Raw genomic sequence first — 16079 nt, forward strand, 5'->3', positions numbered from 1 at the left:
TTGTGTTTTTTAAAAGAATATTTACGGAAAGCATTGCTCATTTTTCATATATGATAGGTGATGGAGATAAAATGATAGTAATTGATCCTCAATCTGATATAAAACAGTATTTAGATATATCAAAAGAAGAAGGATTAGAGATAAGTAAAATCTTTGAAACTCATAGAAATGAAGATTTTGCTGTGGGTTCAAATGCATTATCTAAAAAAACTGGTGCAGATGTTTATATTTCAGACCATGATGATTTAGAATATGAATATGGTAAGAAGATAAAAGATGGATTTGAGTATGACTTTGGAAATTTAAAATTAAAGGCTATCCATACTCCAGGTCATACCGATGGACATATGAGCTATTTATTATATGAAAATAGTAAACCATATATATTATTTTCAGGTGATAGTCTTTTTTATGGTGATATTGGAAGACTTGATTTATATGGTGAGGATGAACTTAAAAGAACAGGTTCAAATATGTATGATAGCTTATTTAATAAAATATTACCTATAGGAGATGAAGTTATACTTGCTCCAGCACATGGTCCAGGATCTGCTTGTGGTGGTAATATTGCAGAAAGGCCTTGGTCTAGCATAGGCTATGAAAAGAAAAATAATGCTAAATTACAATATGATAGTAAAGAGGATTTTATAAAAAATGTAGCAAATATGATGCATAAACCACTATATTTTGATACGGTAGAAAAGTTGAATTTAAAAGGCATAGATAGGATAGATGATAATATAGAAATGAAGATAATTAAAGTGGACGAGCTAAACAAATATAAATTAGTTGATATAAGAGATAAAGATGCATTTAGTAATTCTCATATTCCATCTTCACTTTTTATATCAGCTGAAGGTTTAGGTTCATTTTTAGGATTATTTATAGAGACTGATACTGATATTTGTTTTATAACAGACAATATGAAATCTAGTTATTTAGATAAATTATATTTAGATATGAGAAGACTTGGATATATGCATAAATTAGGATTCTTAGCTGGTGGAATAGATACTTACTATGAAGCTGGAAAGAAAATCGAAAAATTAGGTATGATTTATGCAGGCGATTTAAGAGATAAAAAAGATGATGATAACTACCTAATAATAGATGTAAGAAAAGAAGATGAAGTTAAGAAAGATTCTGGTATAGACGGAAGTAAAAACATTCCTCTTCAAGAATTTGAAAGTAGAATGAATGAGATTCCAAAGGATAAAAATTTAATATTTGTGTGTCCATCATCTATGAGATCTACTATTGCAGCTAGCTTGATAAAAAAGGAAATTAATAATGCAAGTGTTTTAGTAGGAGGACTTCTTGCTTGGGAAAAATTAGATTAAATTAATTGCCGCTTCATGTTGAAGCGGTTTTTTGTTGCTATAAATGTTTATAATGGATATAATAACTATATTATAAAACAAAGGATGAATAAAATGGAATTTTTACCGATATCAAAAGAAGACATGTTAGATAAAGGATGGAATGAATTAGATTTTATAATTGTATCAGGAGATGCATATGTAGATCACCCATCATTTGGAACTGCTATAATTGGAAGAATATTAGAAAGATATGGATATAAAGTTGGAATCATAGCTCAACCTGATTGGAAGAGTCAAAAGGATTTTAAAAAACTTGGAAAACCTCGCTTAGCTTTTCTTGTAACAAGTGGAAATATTGATTCTATGGTAAATCACTATACTGTAGCTAAGAAAAAAAGACGTGATGATTTGTATTCACCAGGAGGAAAAAGTGGCTTTAGACCTGATAGGGCAACTATTGTATATAGTAACAAGATAAAAGAAGTATATAAAGATGTACCTATTATACTTGGTGGAATAGAGGCAAGTCTTAGAAGGTTTGCACATTTCGATTATTGGGATAATTCTGTTAGAAGAAGTATATTACTTGATTCAAGGGCAGATTTGATTGTATATGGAATGGGAGAGAAACAAATCATAGAAGTGGCAGAAGCACTTGATGCAAATATACCTGTAGAAGAAATAACTTATATAAGAGGAACTGTATATAAAACAAGGGATAAGTGCCGAGTATATGAGCCTATTATATTGCCAAAATATGAAGATATAATAAATAATAAAAAAATATATGCAGATAGCTTTATGATTCAATATAAAAATATGGATTCTATAAATTCATCACCTCTTGTAGAACCATATGAAGATAATTATTTTGTTGTGTCAAATCCCCCACAAGATCCAATAGAAAATATAGAATTAGATGATGTATATAATTTACCATATGCGAGAAATTACCATCCTATATATGAAGAGGCTGGTGGAATACCTGCAATAAATGAGGTTAAATTTAGCATTATCAGTAATAGAGGTTGTTTTGGAAATTGTAATTTTTGTGCCTTAGCTTTTCATCAAGGTAGGGTAGTAAAATCAAGGAGTCATGCTTCTATATTAAATGAAGCAGGAAAAATAGTAGAAGATAAAGATTTTAAAGGATATATCCATGATGTAGGAGGCCCTACTGCTAATTTTAGAAAAACAGCTTGTAAAAAACAAGAAGAATATGGAGTATGCAAGGATAAACAATGTCTATTTCCAAATCCATGCTCTCAACTTGAAATAGATCACAAGGATTATTTATATCTTTTAAGAAAACTTAGAAATATGCCTAAGGTTAAAAAGGTATTTATTCGTTCAGGGATTAGATATGATTATCTTATTCATGATAAAGATGATAGGTTTTTTAAAGAATTATGTGAGCATCATATAAGTGGACAATTGAAGGTTGCACCAGAACATATTTCAGAAAATGTATTAGAAAAGATGGGTAAGCCCAAAAAGGAAGTCTATGAAAAATTTATAAATAAATTTGAAAATATAAATAAAAAAATAGGAAAAGATCAATTTGTAGTGCCTTATCTTATGAGTTCTCATCCTGGAGCTACCTTAAAAGATGCTATAGCGCTTGCAGAGTATTTAAAGAAAATAGGACATAGACCAGAACAGGTACAAGATTTTTACCCAACACCATCAACTCTTTCTACATGCATGTATTATACAGGGCTTGATCCAAGAAACATGCAAAAAGTATATGTAGCAAAATCTCCCCATGAAAAAGCTATGCAAAGAGCATTAATTCAATATAGTGATAGAAGAAATTATAAACTTGTAAAAGAAGCTCTTTTAAAAGAAAATAGATATGATTTAATAGGTAACTCAAAGGAATGTTTAATCAGGGCTTAAGACATATATTAATAAATTGTAAAATAAATAATAAAAAGTGTTGCTAAATAGAAACAACTAATATATAATATATATTAGTTGTTTAAGTTTTCAGAATATACTGAAAACTTGGTTAATATTTTATCAAAGTATATTTAATAAAAGGAGTTGGTGGGTTTGGAAAACAATGAAAGAGGACAATGGGGATCAAAACTAGGCTTTATATTAGCGGTTATTGGTTCAGCAGTAGGTTTGGGTAATATTTGGAGATATCCATATCTATTGTATACAAATGGAGGAGGAGCATTTTTAGTGCCATATTTTGTAGCGCTTTTTACTGCAGGTATTCCTTTGGTAATACTCGAATATGGTTTTGGGCATAAATTTAGAGGCTCTGCACCATTATCATTTGCTCGAGCTAGTAGAAAATTTGAATGGCTTGGTTGGTGGCCAAGTATTACATCTTTTGTGATACTTTCGTATTATACAGCAATACTAAGTTGGGCAATAAATTTCTTATTCTTTTCTTTTGCACAAAGTTGGGGAGCAGATACAAACAGCTTTTTCTTCAATGATTTTTTACAAGCTTCAACTGGACCATTTGATATAGATGGTATGAGATGGCCGATATTTTTAGGAATTACAGCAATTTGGTTTATAAATTGGTTTGTATCTTATAGGGGCGTTTCTGGAGGTATAGAAAGATTAAATAAAGTACTTATACCTACATTACTTGGGATTATGCTTATTATAGTTGTTAGAGGAGTTACACTTCCAGGCGCAAGTTTAGGATTAAACAGATTATTTACACCAGATTGGTCAAAGGTAAAGGACTTAAATGTATGGATAGATGCATATGGTCAAGTATTTTTCTCACTTTCCTTAGCTATGGGTATACTTATAACATATTCTTCTTATCTACCTAAAAAATCAGACATTAATAACAGTGCTTTTATAACAGCATTTTCAAATGCTGGATTTGAATTTCTATCAGCAATAGGAGTTTTTGGAATACTCGGATTCATGGCTACTAATCAAGGAATACCTATTGATGAAGTTGCTGAACAAGGTATTGGTCTTGCTTTTGTAGTGTTTCCTGAAGTCTTTAGTTTGATGGGACCACTTGGAACTGTATTTGGAGTATTGTTTTTCTTGGCATTAGTATTTGCAGGACTTACTTCAAGCATATCTTTATTAGAAGCATTTTCTAGTGCTGTAATAGATAAATCAGGCGCTAGTAGAAAGAAAGTTATAACAATAACTTCTATAGTTGGATATTTAATATGTGTGATCTATGCTACTGGAGCAGGATTATTTGTTCTTGATATAGTAGATGCATTTATAAATTCATTTAGTCTTGTAACTGTAGGATTAATTGAAGCTTTAATATTAGGTTGGGTAATTGGTGCAGATAAGATCAGAGAACATACTAATTCAGTATCTATTTATAGAATAGGTAAATGGTGGGAGATAATGATAAAATTTGTAACACCAGCAATACTGACAGTAATGCTTGTATCAAAATTAATAAATGAAATTAAAACTCCTTATGGAGGTGGTGGATATTTAACTACTGCTCTTTTAATATTAGGCTGGGGAGTTATAGGAGCAATAATTATAATTGCCTTTATAGCTATGAGTACTAAATGGCATAAAGGAGTATTAGAACAAAATATTGAACAAGATGAGGAGGCAATGTAATGACTGGATCTTCTATAGCATTTTTTTTATTTGGAGCAATTGTACTATGGGGTGGAATAGCAGTAACTGTGACTATTGCCATAAGAGATAAAAGTTAATATAAAAAAGTAAAAGGACATCATTTTAAAATGATGTCCTTTTACTATTACTTATCTAAATTTACTATTGTTCTTCCCTTATGTTTTCCAGCTAACATTTTATCTATTTGATTATTTAATCCATCAAGTCCAACTTCATTTATATCATCATGGAGTGTATCTGATTTCCAATCATTTGAGAGCAAGCTCCATATTATATTTCTAAGTTCCCTATCTACATTTACAGAGTCAATTCCAAAAAGACTAACTCCTCTTAATATAAATGGGTAAACAGAGGATTCAAACTTATCTCCTGCCACATTACCACAAGTAGTTACAGCTCCATCATATTTTACAGATTTTATTGCAGATGATACCATATTTCCACCTGTTGTATCAATTATTCCAGCCCATTTACCTTTAAGCATTGCTTTTCCTTTTTTATCTTCAAATTCATGTCTATCTATGATGTCTTTTGCACCCATATTCACAATCATATCTCTCTCTGCTTCTTTACCAGTAGCACCTATTACATCATACTCTAGTTTTGATAATATCTTTATAGCAGTACTTCCTACTCCACCTGTAGCTCCAGTTACTAATACTTCTCCATCTTCTGGTTTTACTTTTCCAAACTTCATAAGTTTATATACAGATAGGGCAGCAGTAAATCCACCAGTACCATAAATCATACTTTCCTTTAATGTTAAATTTTCTGGTAATTTTATAACCCATTCCTTAGGAACTCTGATGTATTCTTCATATCCCCCATCAGTATTCATTCCCAAATCATATCCTGTAACTAATACCTTATCTCCTTCTTTGATATCACTATCATTACTTTCACATACAATACCTGCAGCATCTATACCTGGTGTATGAGGGTAGTTTCTAGTTACACCACGATTACCTATAGATGACAATGCATCTTTATAGTTAAGTGAAGAATATTTTACATTTATAGTAATATCACCTTGAGGCAAATCACTTAATCTTTTTGTAATTATACTTCTTTTAAATTCATCTCCATCTTCTTCTATAAAAAATGCTTTAAATTCTAAATCCTTCATTACTTTAACATCTCCTTTTTTATATCTTACTATATAGATTACCCCAAATTATTGAGTTTAATAGTAGCAAATGTACATATATTAATGATATTATATAATTAAAAGGATTAGGAGTGATTTTTTGAAGAAATTTAATGAATATAAATATATTAGACCAGATATTAAAGATTTGGAAATAGAATTTACAAATTATTTAGAAAAATTTAATTCAGCATCTACAGCCGATTCACAAAATAAAATCATAAAAAGCATAAATGATTTGAGAAGAAATTTTAAAACCATGCAAAATTTAGTTTTGATAAGACATACTATAGATTTAAATGATTCTTATTATGAAAAGGAAAAGGAATTTATGGATGAGAATTCTCCTATTTATTCTGGACTTATATCTAAATACTATAAGGAAATTATAAATTCAAAATTTAAAGATGAATTAAAAGAAAAATGGGGAAAACAATTATTTAATATTGCAGAACTTAAAATTAAAACTTTTTCAGAAGATATAATAGAAGATTTGAAAAAAGAAAATAAATTAGTTAGTAAATATACTAAATTACGTGGTTCTTCAAAAATCATCTTTGAAGGAGAAGAAAAAAATCTTTCTGAAATGGGGCCGTTTTTGCAGTCAGAAGATAGACATATAAGAAAAAAAGCCCAAATTGCATATAATAATTTCTTTTTAGAAAATGAAGAAAAATTTGATGAGATTTATGATGAAATGGTAAAGATAAGACAAAAAATAGCAGAAAAATTAGGATATGAAAATTTTACATCTCTTGCTTATGATAGGCTTAAAAGAAGTGATTATGATAAAGATATGGTAGAAGGATATAGAAAACAAATAAAAGAAGACATAGTACCTATTGCAAGTTCCCTGAGGAAAAGACAAGCTAGGAGGCTAGGATTAAATTCACTTAAATATTATGATGAACCTTTGGAATTTTTGACTGGAAATGCACTACCAAAAGGTGATAAAGAATGGATGATAAAAAATGCAGAAAAAATGTATAGTGAATTATCAGATGAAACAAATGATTTTTTTGATTTTATGATAAAAAAAGAATTAATGGATTTAGAAACTAAAAAAAATAAAGCTGGTGGAGGTTATTGTACATTTATAGATGATTATAAATCACCATTTATATTTTCTAATTTCAATGGAACATCAGATGATGTAGACGTTTTAACTCATGAAGCAGGCCATGCATTTCAAATGTATATGAGTAGAGATTTTGAATTACCTGAATATGGCTTTCCAACACTAGATGCATGTGAAATTCATTCTATGAGTATGGAATTTATCACTTGGCCTTGGATGGAATTGTTTTTTAAGGAAGATACAGAAAAATATAAATTCTCTCATTTAAGTAATACAATTTTATTTTTACCTTATGGAGTTTTGGTAGATGAATTCCAACATTTTGTATATGAAAATGTGGGTGCAAGTAAGGAAGGAAGAAAATTAAAATGGAGGGAATTAGAAAAGAAATATCTCCCTGAACTCGATTATGATGATAATCAATTTTTAGAAAGAGGAGGATTTTGGTTTAGGCAAGGTCATATCTTTACAGATCCTTTCTATTATATTGACTATACTTTAGCTCAAATTTGCGCTCTTGAATATTGGTCTAATTTTAGAAAAAATAAAGATGCTGCTTGGGATAGTTACCTAAAATTATGTCAAATGGGAGGAAGTAAATCCTTCTTAGAATTAGTAAACTCAGCAGGATTAAATAATCCATTTGAAGATGGAACTGTAGCTAAAATTGCAACACCTATTAAGGAATGGCTAGCAAATGTAGATGATAAAGAGCTTTAAAAATATTATTTTAGGGTGAATTAAAATGCATAGACAAAATGATTTAAATAAAATATATAATACTCTAAGAAACATTACTAATGCTATATCTAGTGTAATTAATGTAGATGTTACAATAGTTGATGATAAATTAAATAGATTATCAGGAACAGGAAAATATCTAAAAAGTATAGGTGAAAAATTAAATGATGATTGTCTTTTTGCATATGCTCTAAAGCGTGCTGAAAGTTTTATAATAGAAAACCCAAGAAAGCATGAAGCATGCATAGAATGTACACATAAGGGTGAATGTAGCGAATGGGCTCAAGTATGTTGTCCAATAAAGATAAATGAAAAGGTTATTGGAATAATAGGGCTTATAGCCTTTAATGAAAAGCAAAAAAATATAATAGTAAATAACAAGGATAATTTACTTAAGTTTTTAAATCATATGGCTGATTTAATAGCCTCTAAATTAGAAGAAAACAGAAAAAAAGAACAAATAACTCTTATGGCAGAAGAATTAGAAATATTATTAAATTCTATGGATACGGGCGTTATATCTACTGATGAAAATGGGATTATAAAAAGATACAATTCTATAGCTAAAGAAATGTTTGAAGTAGAAAAATTAAATAATATAAATTCTATTATAAAAGATGTTTTTTCTAATAGCAAAATTACTACATCAAATAAAGAGTTTATATATAAATATAGAAATAAAAATTATAGGGCATTTTATAGCCTTAAACCTATTGTAATAGATGGTCAAACAACAGGATATATATTTACCTTTAATAAGATGAAAGAAATATTAAAAGTAGTAAATCAATTATCTAGTCCTATGCAAATAACAGTTTTTAGTGATATTATTGGTGAAAGCATGAAATTAAATGATGTAAAGAGATATGCTAAAAAGATATCTAAAGGTAATTCTACTGTACTTATAACAGGTGAAAGTGGTACGGGTAAGGAACTTTTTGCAAGGAGCATACATTTTGAGTCTGAAAGATCAAAAAGGCCCTTTGTTGCAATAAATTGTACTGCAATACCTGAAAACCTAATAGAAACTGAACTTTTTGGGTATGAAGAAGGAGCATTTACTGGAGCTAAGAAAAGTGGAAAGATAGGAAAGTTTGAACTTGCGCATAAGGGTACAATATTTTTAGATGAAATAGGAGATATGCCTATACACTTACAAAGCAAATTACTTAGAGTCTTACAAGAAAATGCAATTGAAAGAGTAGGAGGAAATAGCTTGATTCCTGTAGATGTAAGAATCATAGCAGCTACAAATAAGTTATTAGAAGAAAAGGTAGAAGATAAGGAATTTAGAGAAGATTTATACTATAGACTAAATGTAATACCACTAAATATTCCGCCCCTTCGAGATAGAGTAGAAGACATAAGTATATTGGTTGATAGTTTTTTAAAGAAATATAATGAAAAATTAAATAGAAATATAAATAAAGTAAACAAAAATGTTATAAACTTGTTTAGATCCTATGACTTTCCAGGAAATATAAGAGAATTGGAAAACATAATAGAATATGCTGTTAATATGAGTGCTACAGACTCTATAAATATAGAAGATTTACCCAAAAATATAAAGAAACAAAAGTATGAAAACACAAAAGAAGAATTTAAAGATATAGTTACAATAAAAGAATTAGAAAAAAAAGAAATAAAAAAAGCCTTAGATAAATTTGGCAGGGATAATAATGGCATAGAAAATGCTGCAAGGGCACTTGGAATTGGAAGAGCTACTATATATAGAAAAATAAAAGCATATAATCTTTAAACAGGTATCAATGTGAGATATTATCTCATATTGATACCTGTTTTTCATTTTAACTGTATCAAAATGATATATTTTTATAAGAAAGATCTAAAAATAGCCATTGGCACAATAGTTGCAATTATAATAGACAAATAGAAAGCAGGGTGATTAGATGGATCTTAAAAATGTTATAATTAATATATTAAAAGATGAAGTAGTTCCAGCAATGGGATGTACTGAACCAGTAGCACTTAGTTTTGCTTGTGGAAAGGCAAAGGAAAATTTTAATAGTAAGCAAATAGATGAAATAAAAATATTAGTAAGTCCAAATATATATAAGAATGGTTTAGGTGTAGGTATTCCAAATACAGATGAAGTAGGTCTTGATATTGCTGGAGCTCTGGGGATAGCTATAGGTAATGGCAATAAGGAACTTCAAATATTAGAAGATGTAACAAGAAAAAAGGTAGAAATTGCACATGATATTTTAAAAAATATTCCTTTTAATATAGATATAAAGGATACAAGCAAAAAAATATATTTAGAAATAAATATATTAGGAAAAGAAAATAAGGTTAAATTGATAATAGAAGATAAACATAGTAATGTAGTTTACATTGAAAAAAATGATGAAATAATACTAGAAAAACAATTATCGTGTGATTGCAAAGGTAATGATGAAATAGATTTTTTAATGAAGCAAAAAATAGAAGATATGATAAAGGAAATAGAAAAGATAGATAGCAAGAAAATAGAGTTTTTATTAGATGGGATAAAGATGAATGAGGAAATAGCAAATGAAGGATTAGCTAAAAAGCATGGAATAGGGGTAGGTTTTAGAACTAAAAGGCTCATAGAAGAAGGAATTCTTTCAGATGATATATTAAATAATTCTATGATGCTCACTGCAGCTGGAGCTGATGCTAGAATGAGCGGAGTAAGTATGCCTGTAATGAGTTCAAATGGGAGTGGAAACAATGGATTAACCGCTATACTTCCTATATTAGCTTATATTCAAAAGAATCCACAGTCTGATCAAAATTTAATAAAGGCTTTAGCAATAAGTCATATAATAAACTGTTATATAAAATCATATATAGGAAGACTCTCAGCCTTATGTGGATGCGCAGTAGCAGCAGGGACAGGAGCTAGTGCTGCTATAACATGGATTATGGATGGAAGTTACAATCAGATAAATGGTGCTATAAAAAATATGATAGCAAATATATCTGGTATGATATGTGATGGTGCTAAACCTAGTTGTGCCCTCAAGGTATCTACTTCAGCATCTGTTGCAATTCAATCAGCCTTACTTGCAATAAATGATGATATTACATTTGATAAAAATGGAATAATTGAAAATTCTACTGAACAAACTATAAAGAATTTAGGAATAATAAGTAAGGAAGGAATGGATAAAACAGATAGGAGTATTTTAGATATAATGAAAAATATGGATTAAAATATATAATAACCCTGATTTTTATCAGGGTTAACTTATTCTTTCTATAGATTCTATACATTTTGAAAAATAAACTGTATTTACACCAATACCTCTATCATTTTCAAAACTATGAAAGAGATTGTAGCCATAGTTTTGGAGAAGACTCATCTGTGGGAAATTAGATGACCAAGTTCTTCTTACAATAAATGGAAGTGATAGCTCAAAAGGTAATCCTTCTTCTATAAACCTATTAAATCTTGAAGCAATTTTTTGACCTCTATAATATGGATGAATACATGCTAATTTCACATAGTTACATGGGGTATATTGTGAAATTATATCATCATAATAATTATGAAAAAATATCGAAAAACCTACTAATTTTCCTTTATCTAATGCTAATATAAATTTTGCTTCATCAATAAATAGACTTTTAAAATATTTAAAGGGTCCATTAGGATTATTTTCTCTTTCAGTTAATGGAGGAAAAAAATCATTGTTACATAATAATAATAGATTCCAAATACTTTCTTTAAATGGTATTATATCATTTAAATTATCAATAAAAATTAAATCAATATTTTTCATTTTATCACCTCAAAATTTTATTTTTTGTTATTTTAAGATTATATAATATTCCGAGTGAAATAACAATATATTAAATAAAATATTTAATATATAAAGTATTATTAATTTTCTATGTTAAAACTTACATTCTTTTCTGGTGCTTCATACCAGGTGATTATAGCTTGTTTGCCTGCTTCAAGTCCTCTTTTATAATCTTCTTTTAATATATCTACATCAGTTGTAAATCTGGTAGTCTTAAAGTCTATAGAAGGATTAACTTCCAATATATTTACATCTTTTGGATGATTTCTAATGAAGTCTATTGAACTATTATATACATTAGCTCGATTTCCTATAGCTGATATAAGATTTGGATAATCTCTTAATACTATTTTAGATAAATAATAAGACTTGCTTAAATTCATCTTATAATCCTTAGGTCTTGACCTTATAACCATAATATTATTTGCTCCCCTATCATATGCTGATTTTACAGGAATAGGATCAGCTATGCCTCCATCTGCATATTTTACTCCATCTATCTCTATAGGAGATCTATAAACTACTGGGATTGCACTAGAAGCTTTAACTACTTTGGATATATTATTTATAGTAGGCTCAATATATTCTATTTTACCAGTCTTAATATTAGTTACACCTACAAGATATTTTCCCTTATAATTAATAATAGTTTCAATATCAAGCTCAAGTTCTTTTATAGAAATATCCCAAAGCCAATCTAAATCTAATAGATCTCCACCTTGTAAAAATCTTTTAATATTTATGAATTCTTCACGAGTAGAATATTTTGTATAGACATTCATATTTCTTTCATACATATTCGAAAGGTATCCAGACAAGGTAGTAGCACCAGCAGATACTCCTATACACATATCAAATGGATTGAAATTTTCCATTAAAAAGCTATCTAATACCCCTGCTGCAAATATACCTCTCATAGCTCCACCTTCAACTACAAGTGCATTTATATTTTTATTTTTCAATTAAATCACCTTTTCTTATTTTTAAAAAACTATCTATATATTAAATACCATTTTTATTTAAACACTAATCATATAATAATTTTTAAGCATAACTTAATATGCTATAATATTATTAATAAAATTAAGGAGTTGTTATTTTGAATATAAAAAGTTTTTTTAAATTAGTGGAAATACAAACAAAAGTTGCAAGTGTTATTCCATTTTCATTAGGGACTATTTATACTATTTATAGGTATAATAATTTTGAATTTATTAATTTTCTACTTATGCTTATATCTTTAATTTCTTTTGATATGTCAACCACTGCTATTAATAATTATATTGATTATAAAAAAGCTATAAAAAAAGAAGGATTTGGATACGAAGAACATAATGCTATAGTAAATTATAATATGAAAGAAAAAACTGTTATATTTACTATATTTGTATTGTTATTTATAGCTATAATAGCAGGGTTAAACCTATACCTTAATACCAATTACATAGTTTTAATAATAGGAATTATATCATTTTCTGTTGGAGTACTTTATTCTTTTGGTCCTATACCCATATCGAGAATGCCTCTTGGTGAAATTTTCTCTGGAGCTTTTATGGGATTTGTAATACCTTTTTTATCTATATATATTCATAGGTTTAATAAAGGGTTAATAGATATGAATATTAATTTACCTCAAATAAGTATTGAATTAAATATTGTTGAAATTATAGTTTTGTTTCTGATATCACTGCCTACTTTTATAGCTATATCAAACCTTATGCTATCAAATAACATCTGTGATATAGAAGATGATATAGAAAATAAAAGATATACCCTACCTATATATATAGGTAAAAGTAATTCATTGAAACTATATAAATATTTATATTATATTATTTATATAGATATAATACTTGCCATAATACTTAAAATATTACCTATAACTTCTATATTGGTATTATTTACATTTATACCTATAAAAAAGAATATAAATATCTTTTCAAAAAAGCAATCAAAAAAAGAAACATTTGCATTAGCAGTAAAGAATTTTATAATCATTAATATCACATATATATTAATCATATTGCTTGCTATATTATTTCAATAAATAATATAATGATCAGCTCCCTACCAAAATAGTGCTTGTTTTATAGAAAAGAAAATGGGTATAAAAATGTCAGCAATCTTCTTAACTTAAAGGAAGTGATATTTTGTTTAGAAATAAAGACTTCAAAAAAATAGGAATAGCAATAGGAATATATTCACTAATATTTTTAGTAATTAGTATAATTTTTGCATTGTTTTACTATAATACTGATGGAATTAGTTATCAGGGGAATTTACAAATAAAAATAAACTTTTTTGATGCCTGGTACTTTAGTATGATTTCACTTTTTACCATAGGTTATGGCGATATTTATCCTGTCCATGATTTGAGTAAGAATTTAGTTATTTTCCAAGGATATATAGGTATAGTTTTATCATCTGTATTCTCTTCATTTTTGGTTTATTATATCTTGAAAAGACCATCAAATGTAATTTTTACTGATAATGTACTTATATCTAGAAGAACAGATATATCGGGTGAAGAAAGCCATTTTTTATCTATTAGGATTGGAAATAAAGGAGCACATATTACAAATACACAAACAAATTTAGACTTTTACTATGAAGAAGATGATGAATTAAATCTCTTGTATAGTACAAAAAGAGAATATCCTGTGATCGAAGAAACGTGGACATTTAATATGAATATAAGTGATGAAAATAAGTATTTTTATAAAAGACTAAAAGAAATTTATCATGATGAAGATAGGGAACTTACAATAAAATTTTCTCTTACTGGTTTTGATTCTATAAATGGAAATCCAATATTTGCTGTTAAAACCTATAAACAAGAAAATATAAAATTTGGTAAAAAATTTGAAAAATTAAAAACTGAAGGTAAGAATAATCAGAAATTTGATTGGAGTAATTTTAATGAAATAGTTGATGTAGAGGAAGATAAAGAAGAAAATTTCTTTGCTCTTGATAAGGAAGATGCATAAAATTTTTTTATTTGCTATATAACATGAATATGATTATTGAGAATGTTCGTATTGTTGTTTATATATCCTATATTCATTTATATAATAATAAAGTTTCTATAAACTATTTTGAAATTTTATTAACGTTTATATACAAAACTAATTAAATGTATGTTATAATTGTATTTGTTATTAAATCTATTTTGGAGGTTATATTTTATGAGAACTGTAGGTACTACTGCTAGAGGAATAAGAACACCTATCGTAAAAGAAGGGGACGATATTATAAATATCGTAGTAGATTCTGTAATTCATGCAGCAGAAAGTGAAAATATAAAATTTAGAGATAAAGATGTGGTTGGAATAACTGAATCATTAGTTGCAAGAGCACAAGGAAATTATGCAGATATAGAGGCTATTGGCAAAGATGTATCAGATAAATTTCAAGGAGAAATCGGACTTATATTTCCTATATTAAGTAGGAATAGATTTTCTATTTTACTTAAAGGAATAGCAAAAAGTAATAGGAAGATTCATTTACTTTTAAACTACCCATCAGATGAAGTAGGAAATAGTTTAATGGATATAGAAAAGATGGATGATTTGGGTATAAATCCATTTACAGATACTTTCTCAGAAACAGAATATAGAGAAAAGTTTGGAGAAAAAGTAGTTCATCCTTTTACAGGAATAGATTATATAGACTTATATAAAGAAGCGGCAAATAATAATATTGAAATACATTTTTCAAATGATCCTAGAACAATATTAGAATTTACAAAAGATGTATTGATAGCAAATATTCATGATAGAAAAAGACTTAAAAAACTTCTTAAAAAAGAAGGAGCAAATACTATATATGCTTTAGATGATATATTGGCTGAATCTATTGACGGAAGTGGATATAATCCTGAATATGGTCTTTTAGGATCTAATTTATCAACAGAAACAAAAGTTAAACTTTTTCCAAGAGATAGTCAAAAATATGTAGATGAAATTCAAAATAAATTAATAGAAAAAACAGGTAAGAATATAGAAGTTATGGTTTATGGTGATGGAGCATTTAAAGATCCTGTAGGCAAAATTTGGGAGTTAGCTGATCCTGTAGTATCTCCTGGATATACAAAGGGGCTTGAAGGAACTCCAAATGAATTGAAGTTAAAATATATAGTAGATACAGAATTAGATAAAGTATCTAAAGATGAAATAATGGATGCCATGAAAGGTAAGATTACAGAAAAAGAAGCAGACTTAATAGCAAATAATAATTCATTAGGTACAACTCCAAGACAAATTACTGATTTGCTCGGGTCTTTATGTGACCTTATAAGTGGTAGTGGTGATAAGGGAACTCCAGTAGTACTTATACAAGGATATTTTGATAATTTAGCAAGTGAATAAAAGATATAAAAAAGGCGAATTTATTTTTAATTC

At 27.9% G+C, this 16079-nt stretch carries 12 protein-coding genes and 1 pseudogene; 10 read left to right on the top strand and 3 right to left on the bottom strand.

The features are described 5' to 3' along the window. Positions 1 to 2: 2 nt before the first annotated feature. The 4 genes and pseudogenes from ACTHUW_RS05940 to ACTHUW_RS05955 all read left to right on the top strand — a co-directional run bounded on the left by ACTHUW_RS05940 (position 3) and on the right by ACTHUW_RS05955 (position 4999). Complete coding sequence (locus ACTHUW_RS05940) at positions 3 to 1340, top strand: MBL fold metallo-hydrolase (RefSeq protein ID WP_442198995.1); 1338 nt, start codon at positions 3 to 5, stop codon at positions 1338 to 1340. 84 nt (positions 1341 to 1424) lie between these two features. Beyond that, positions 1425 to 3212, top strand: a pseudogene (locus ACTHUW_RS05945) (YgiQ family radical SAM protein); the annotation flags it as partial. Positions 3213 to 3377: 165 nt separating this feature from the next. Then, positions 3378 to 4901 carry a sodium-dependent transporter gene (locus ACTHUW_RS05950; RefSeq protein WP_442212784.1) on the top strand — a complete coding sequence of 508 codons (1524 nt, stop codon included), beginning with the start codon at positions 3378 to 3380 and terminating at the stop codon, positions 4899 to 4901. Beyond that, positions 4901 to 4999: a MetS family NSS transporter small subunit gene (locus ACTHUW_RS05955; RefSeq protein WP_442198436.1), complete on the top strand. Its 99-nt coding sequence runs from the start codon at positions 4901 to 4903 to the stop codon at positions 4997 to 4999. Before ACTHUW_RS05950 ends, ACTHUW_RS05955 begins: the two co-directional genes overlap by 1 nt. 47 nt (positions 5000 to 5046) lie before the next feature. Here the strand turns inward: ACTHUW_RS05955 and ACTHUW_RS05960 are convergent, their stop codons facing one another. Then, positions 5047 to 6048: a YhdH/YhfP family quinone oxidoreductase gene (locus ACTHUW_RS05960; protein ID WP_442198435.1), complete on the bottom strand. Its 1002-nt coding sequence runs from the start codon at positions 6046 to 6048 to the stop codon at positions 5047 to 5049. A 121-nt stretch (positions 6049 to 6169) separates the two neighbouring features. Here ACTHUW_RS05960 and ACTHUW_RS05965 point away from each other — a divergent pair, with 121 nt between their 5' ends. From ACTHUW_RS05965 to ACTHUW_RS05975, 3 genes are all read left to right on the top strand, one after another. Then, positions 6170 to 7867, top strand: coding sequence for a M3 family oligoendopeptidase (locus ACTHUW_RS05965; protein WP_442198434.1), 1698 nt, complete (start codon positions 6170 to 6172; stop codon positions 7865 to 7867). A gap of 25 nt (positions 7868 to 7892) precedes the next feature. After that, positions 7893 to 9647 carry a sigma-54-dependent Fis family transcriptional regulator gene (locus ACTHUW_RS05970; RefSeq protein ID WP_442210457.1) on the top strand — a complete coding sequence of 585 codons (1755 nt, stop codon included), beginning with the start codon at positions 7893 to 7895 and terminating at the stop codon, positions 9645 to 9647. A 151-nt stretch (positions 9648 to 9798) separates the two neighbouring features. Then, positions 9799 to 11088, top strand: a complete 1290-nt coding sequence (locus tag ACTHUW_RS05975; protein WP_442212786.1) for an L-cysteine desulfidase family protein — start codon at positions 9799 to 9801, stop codon at positions 11086 to 11088. Positions 11089 to 11118: 30 nt separating this feature from the next. On the opposite strand, the gene ACTHUW_RS05980 is transcribed toward ACTHUW_RS05975, so the two are convergent. Both ACTHUW_RS05980 and ACTHUW_RS05985 read right to left on the bottom strand, forming a co-directional pair. Next, a complete protein-coding gene (locus ACTHUW_RS05980; RefSeq protein WP_442198431.1) occupies positions 11119 to 11658 on the bottom strand; it encodes a GNAT family N-acetyltransferase in 540 nt (179 codons plus the stop codon). Positions 11659 to 11759: 101 nt separating this feature from the next. Next, a complete protein-coding gene (locus ACTHUW_RS05985) occupies positions 11760 to 12641 on the bottom strand; it encodes a patatin-like phospholipase family protein (RefSeq protein ID WP_442210448.1) in 882 nt (293 codons plus the stop codon). Between the two features lie 137 nt (positions 12642 to 12778). Between ACTHUW_RS05985 and ACTHUW_RS05990 the strand changes: the two genes are divergently transcribed. The 3 genes from ACTHUW_RS05990 to ACTHUW_RS06000 all read left to right on the top strand — a co-directional run bounded on the left by ACTHUW_RS05990 (position 12779) and on the right by ACTHUW_RS06000 (position 16046). Next, positions 12779 to 13726, top strand: a complete 948-nt coding sequence (locus ACTHUW_RS05990) for a 1,4-dihydroxy-2-naphthoate polyprenyltransferase (protein ID WP_442198532.1) — start codon at positions 12779 to 12781, stop codon at positions 13724 to 13726. Positions 13727 to 13829: 103 nt separating this feature from the next. After that, the gene (locus tag ACTHUW_RS05995; RefSeq protein ID WP_442198531.1) at positions 13830 to 14666 is read left to right on the top strand and encodes a potassium channel family protein; all 837 of its coding nucleotides are present in this window, start codon (positions 13830 to 13832) and stop codon (positions 14664 to 14666) included. A 198-nt stretch (positions 14667 to 14864) separates the two neighbouring features. Next, on the top strand, positions 14865 to 16046 hold the full coding sequence (locus ACTHUW_RS06000; RefSeq protein WP_442198530.1) for a coenzyme F420-0:L-glutamate ligase: 1182 nt from the start codon (positions 14865 to 14867) through the stop codon (positions 16044 to 16046). Positions 16047 to 16079 lie beyond the last annotated feature (33 nt).

Source organism: Senegalia sp. (in: firmicutes), from assembly GCF_052088025.1.
Taxonomy (GTDB): domain Bacteria; phylum Bacillota; class Clostridia; order Tissierellales; family SIT17; genus Anaeromonas.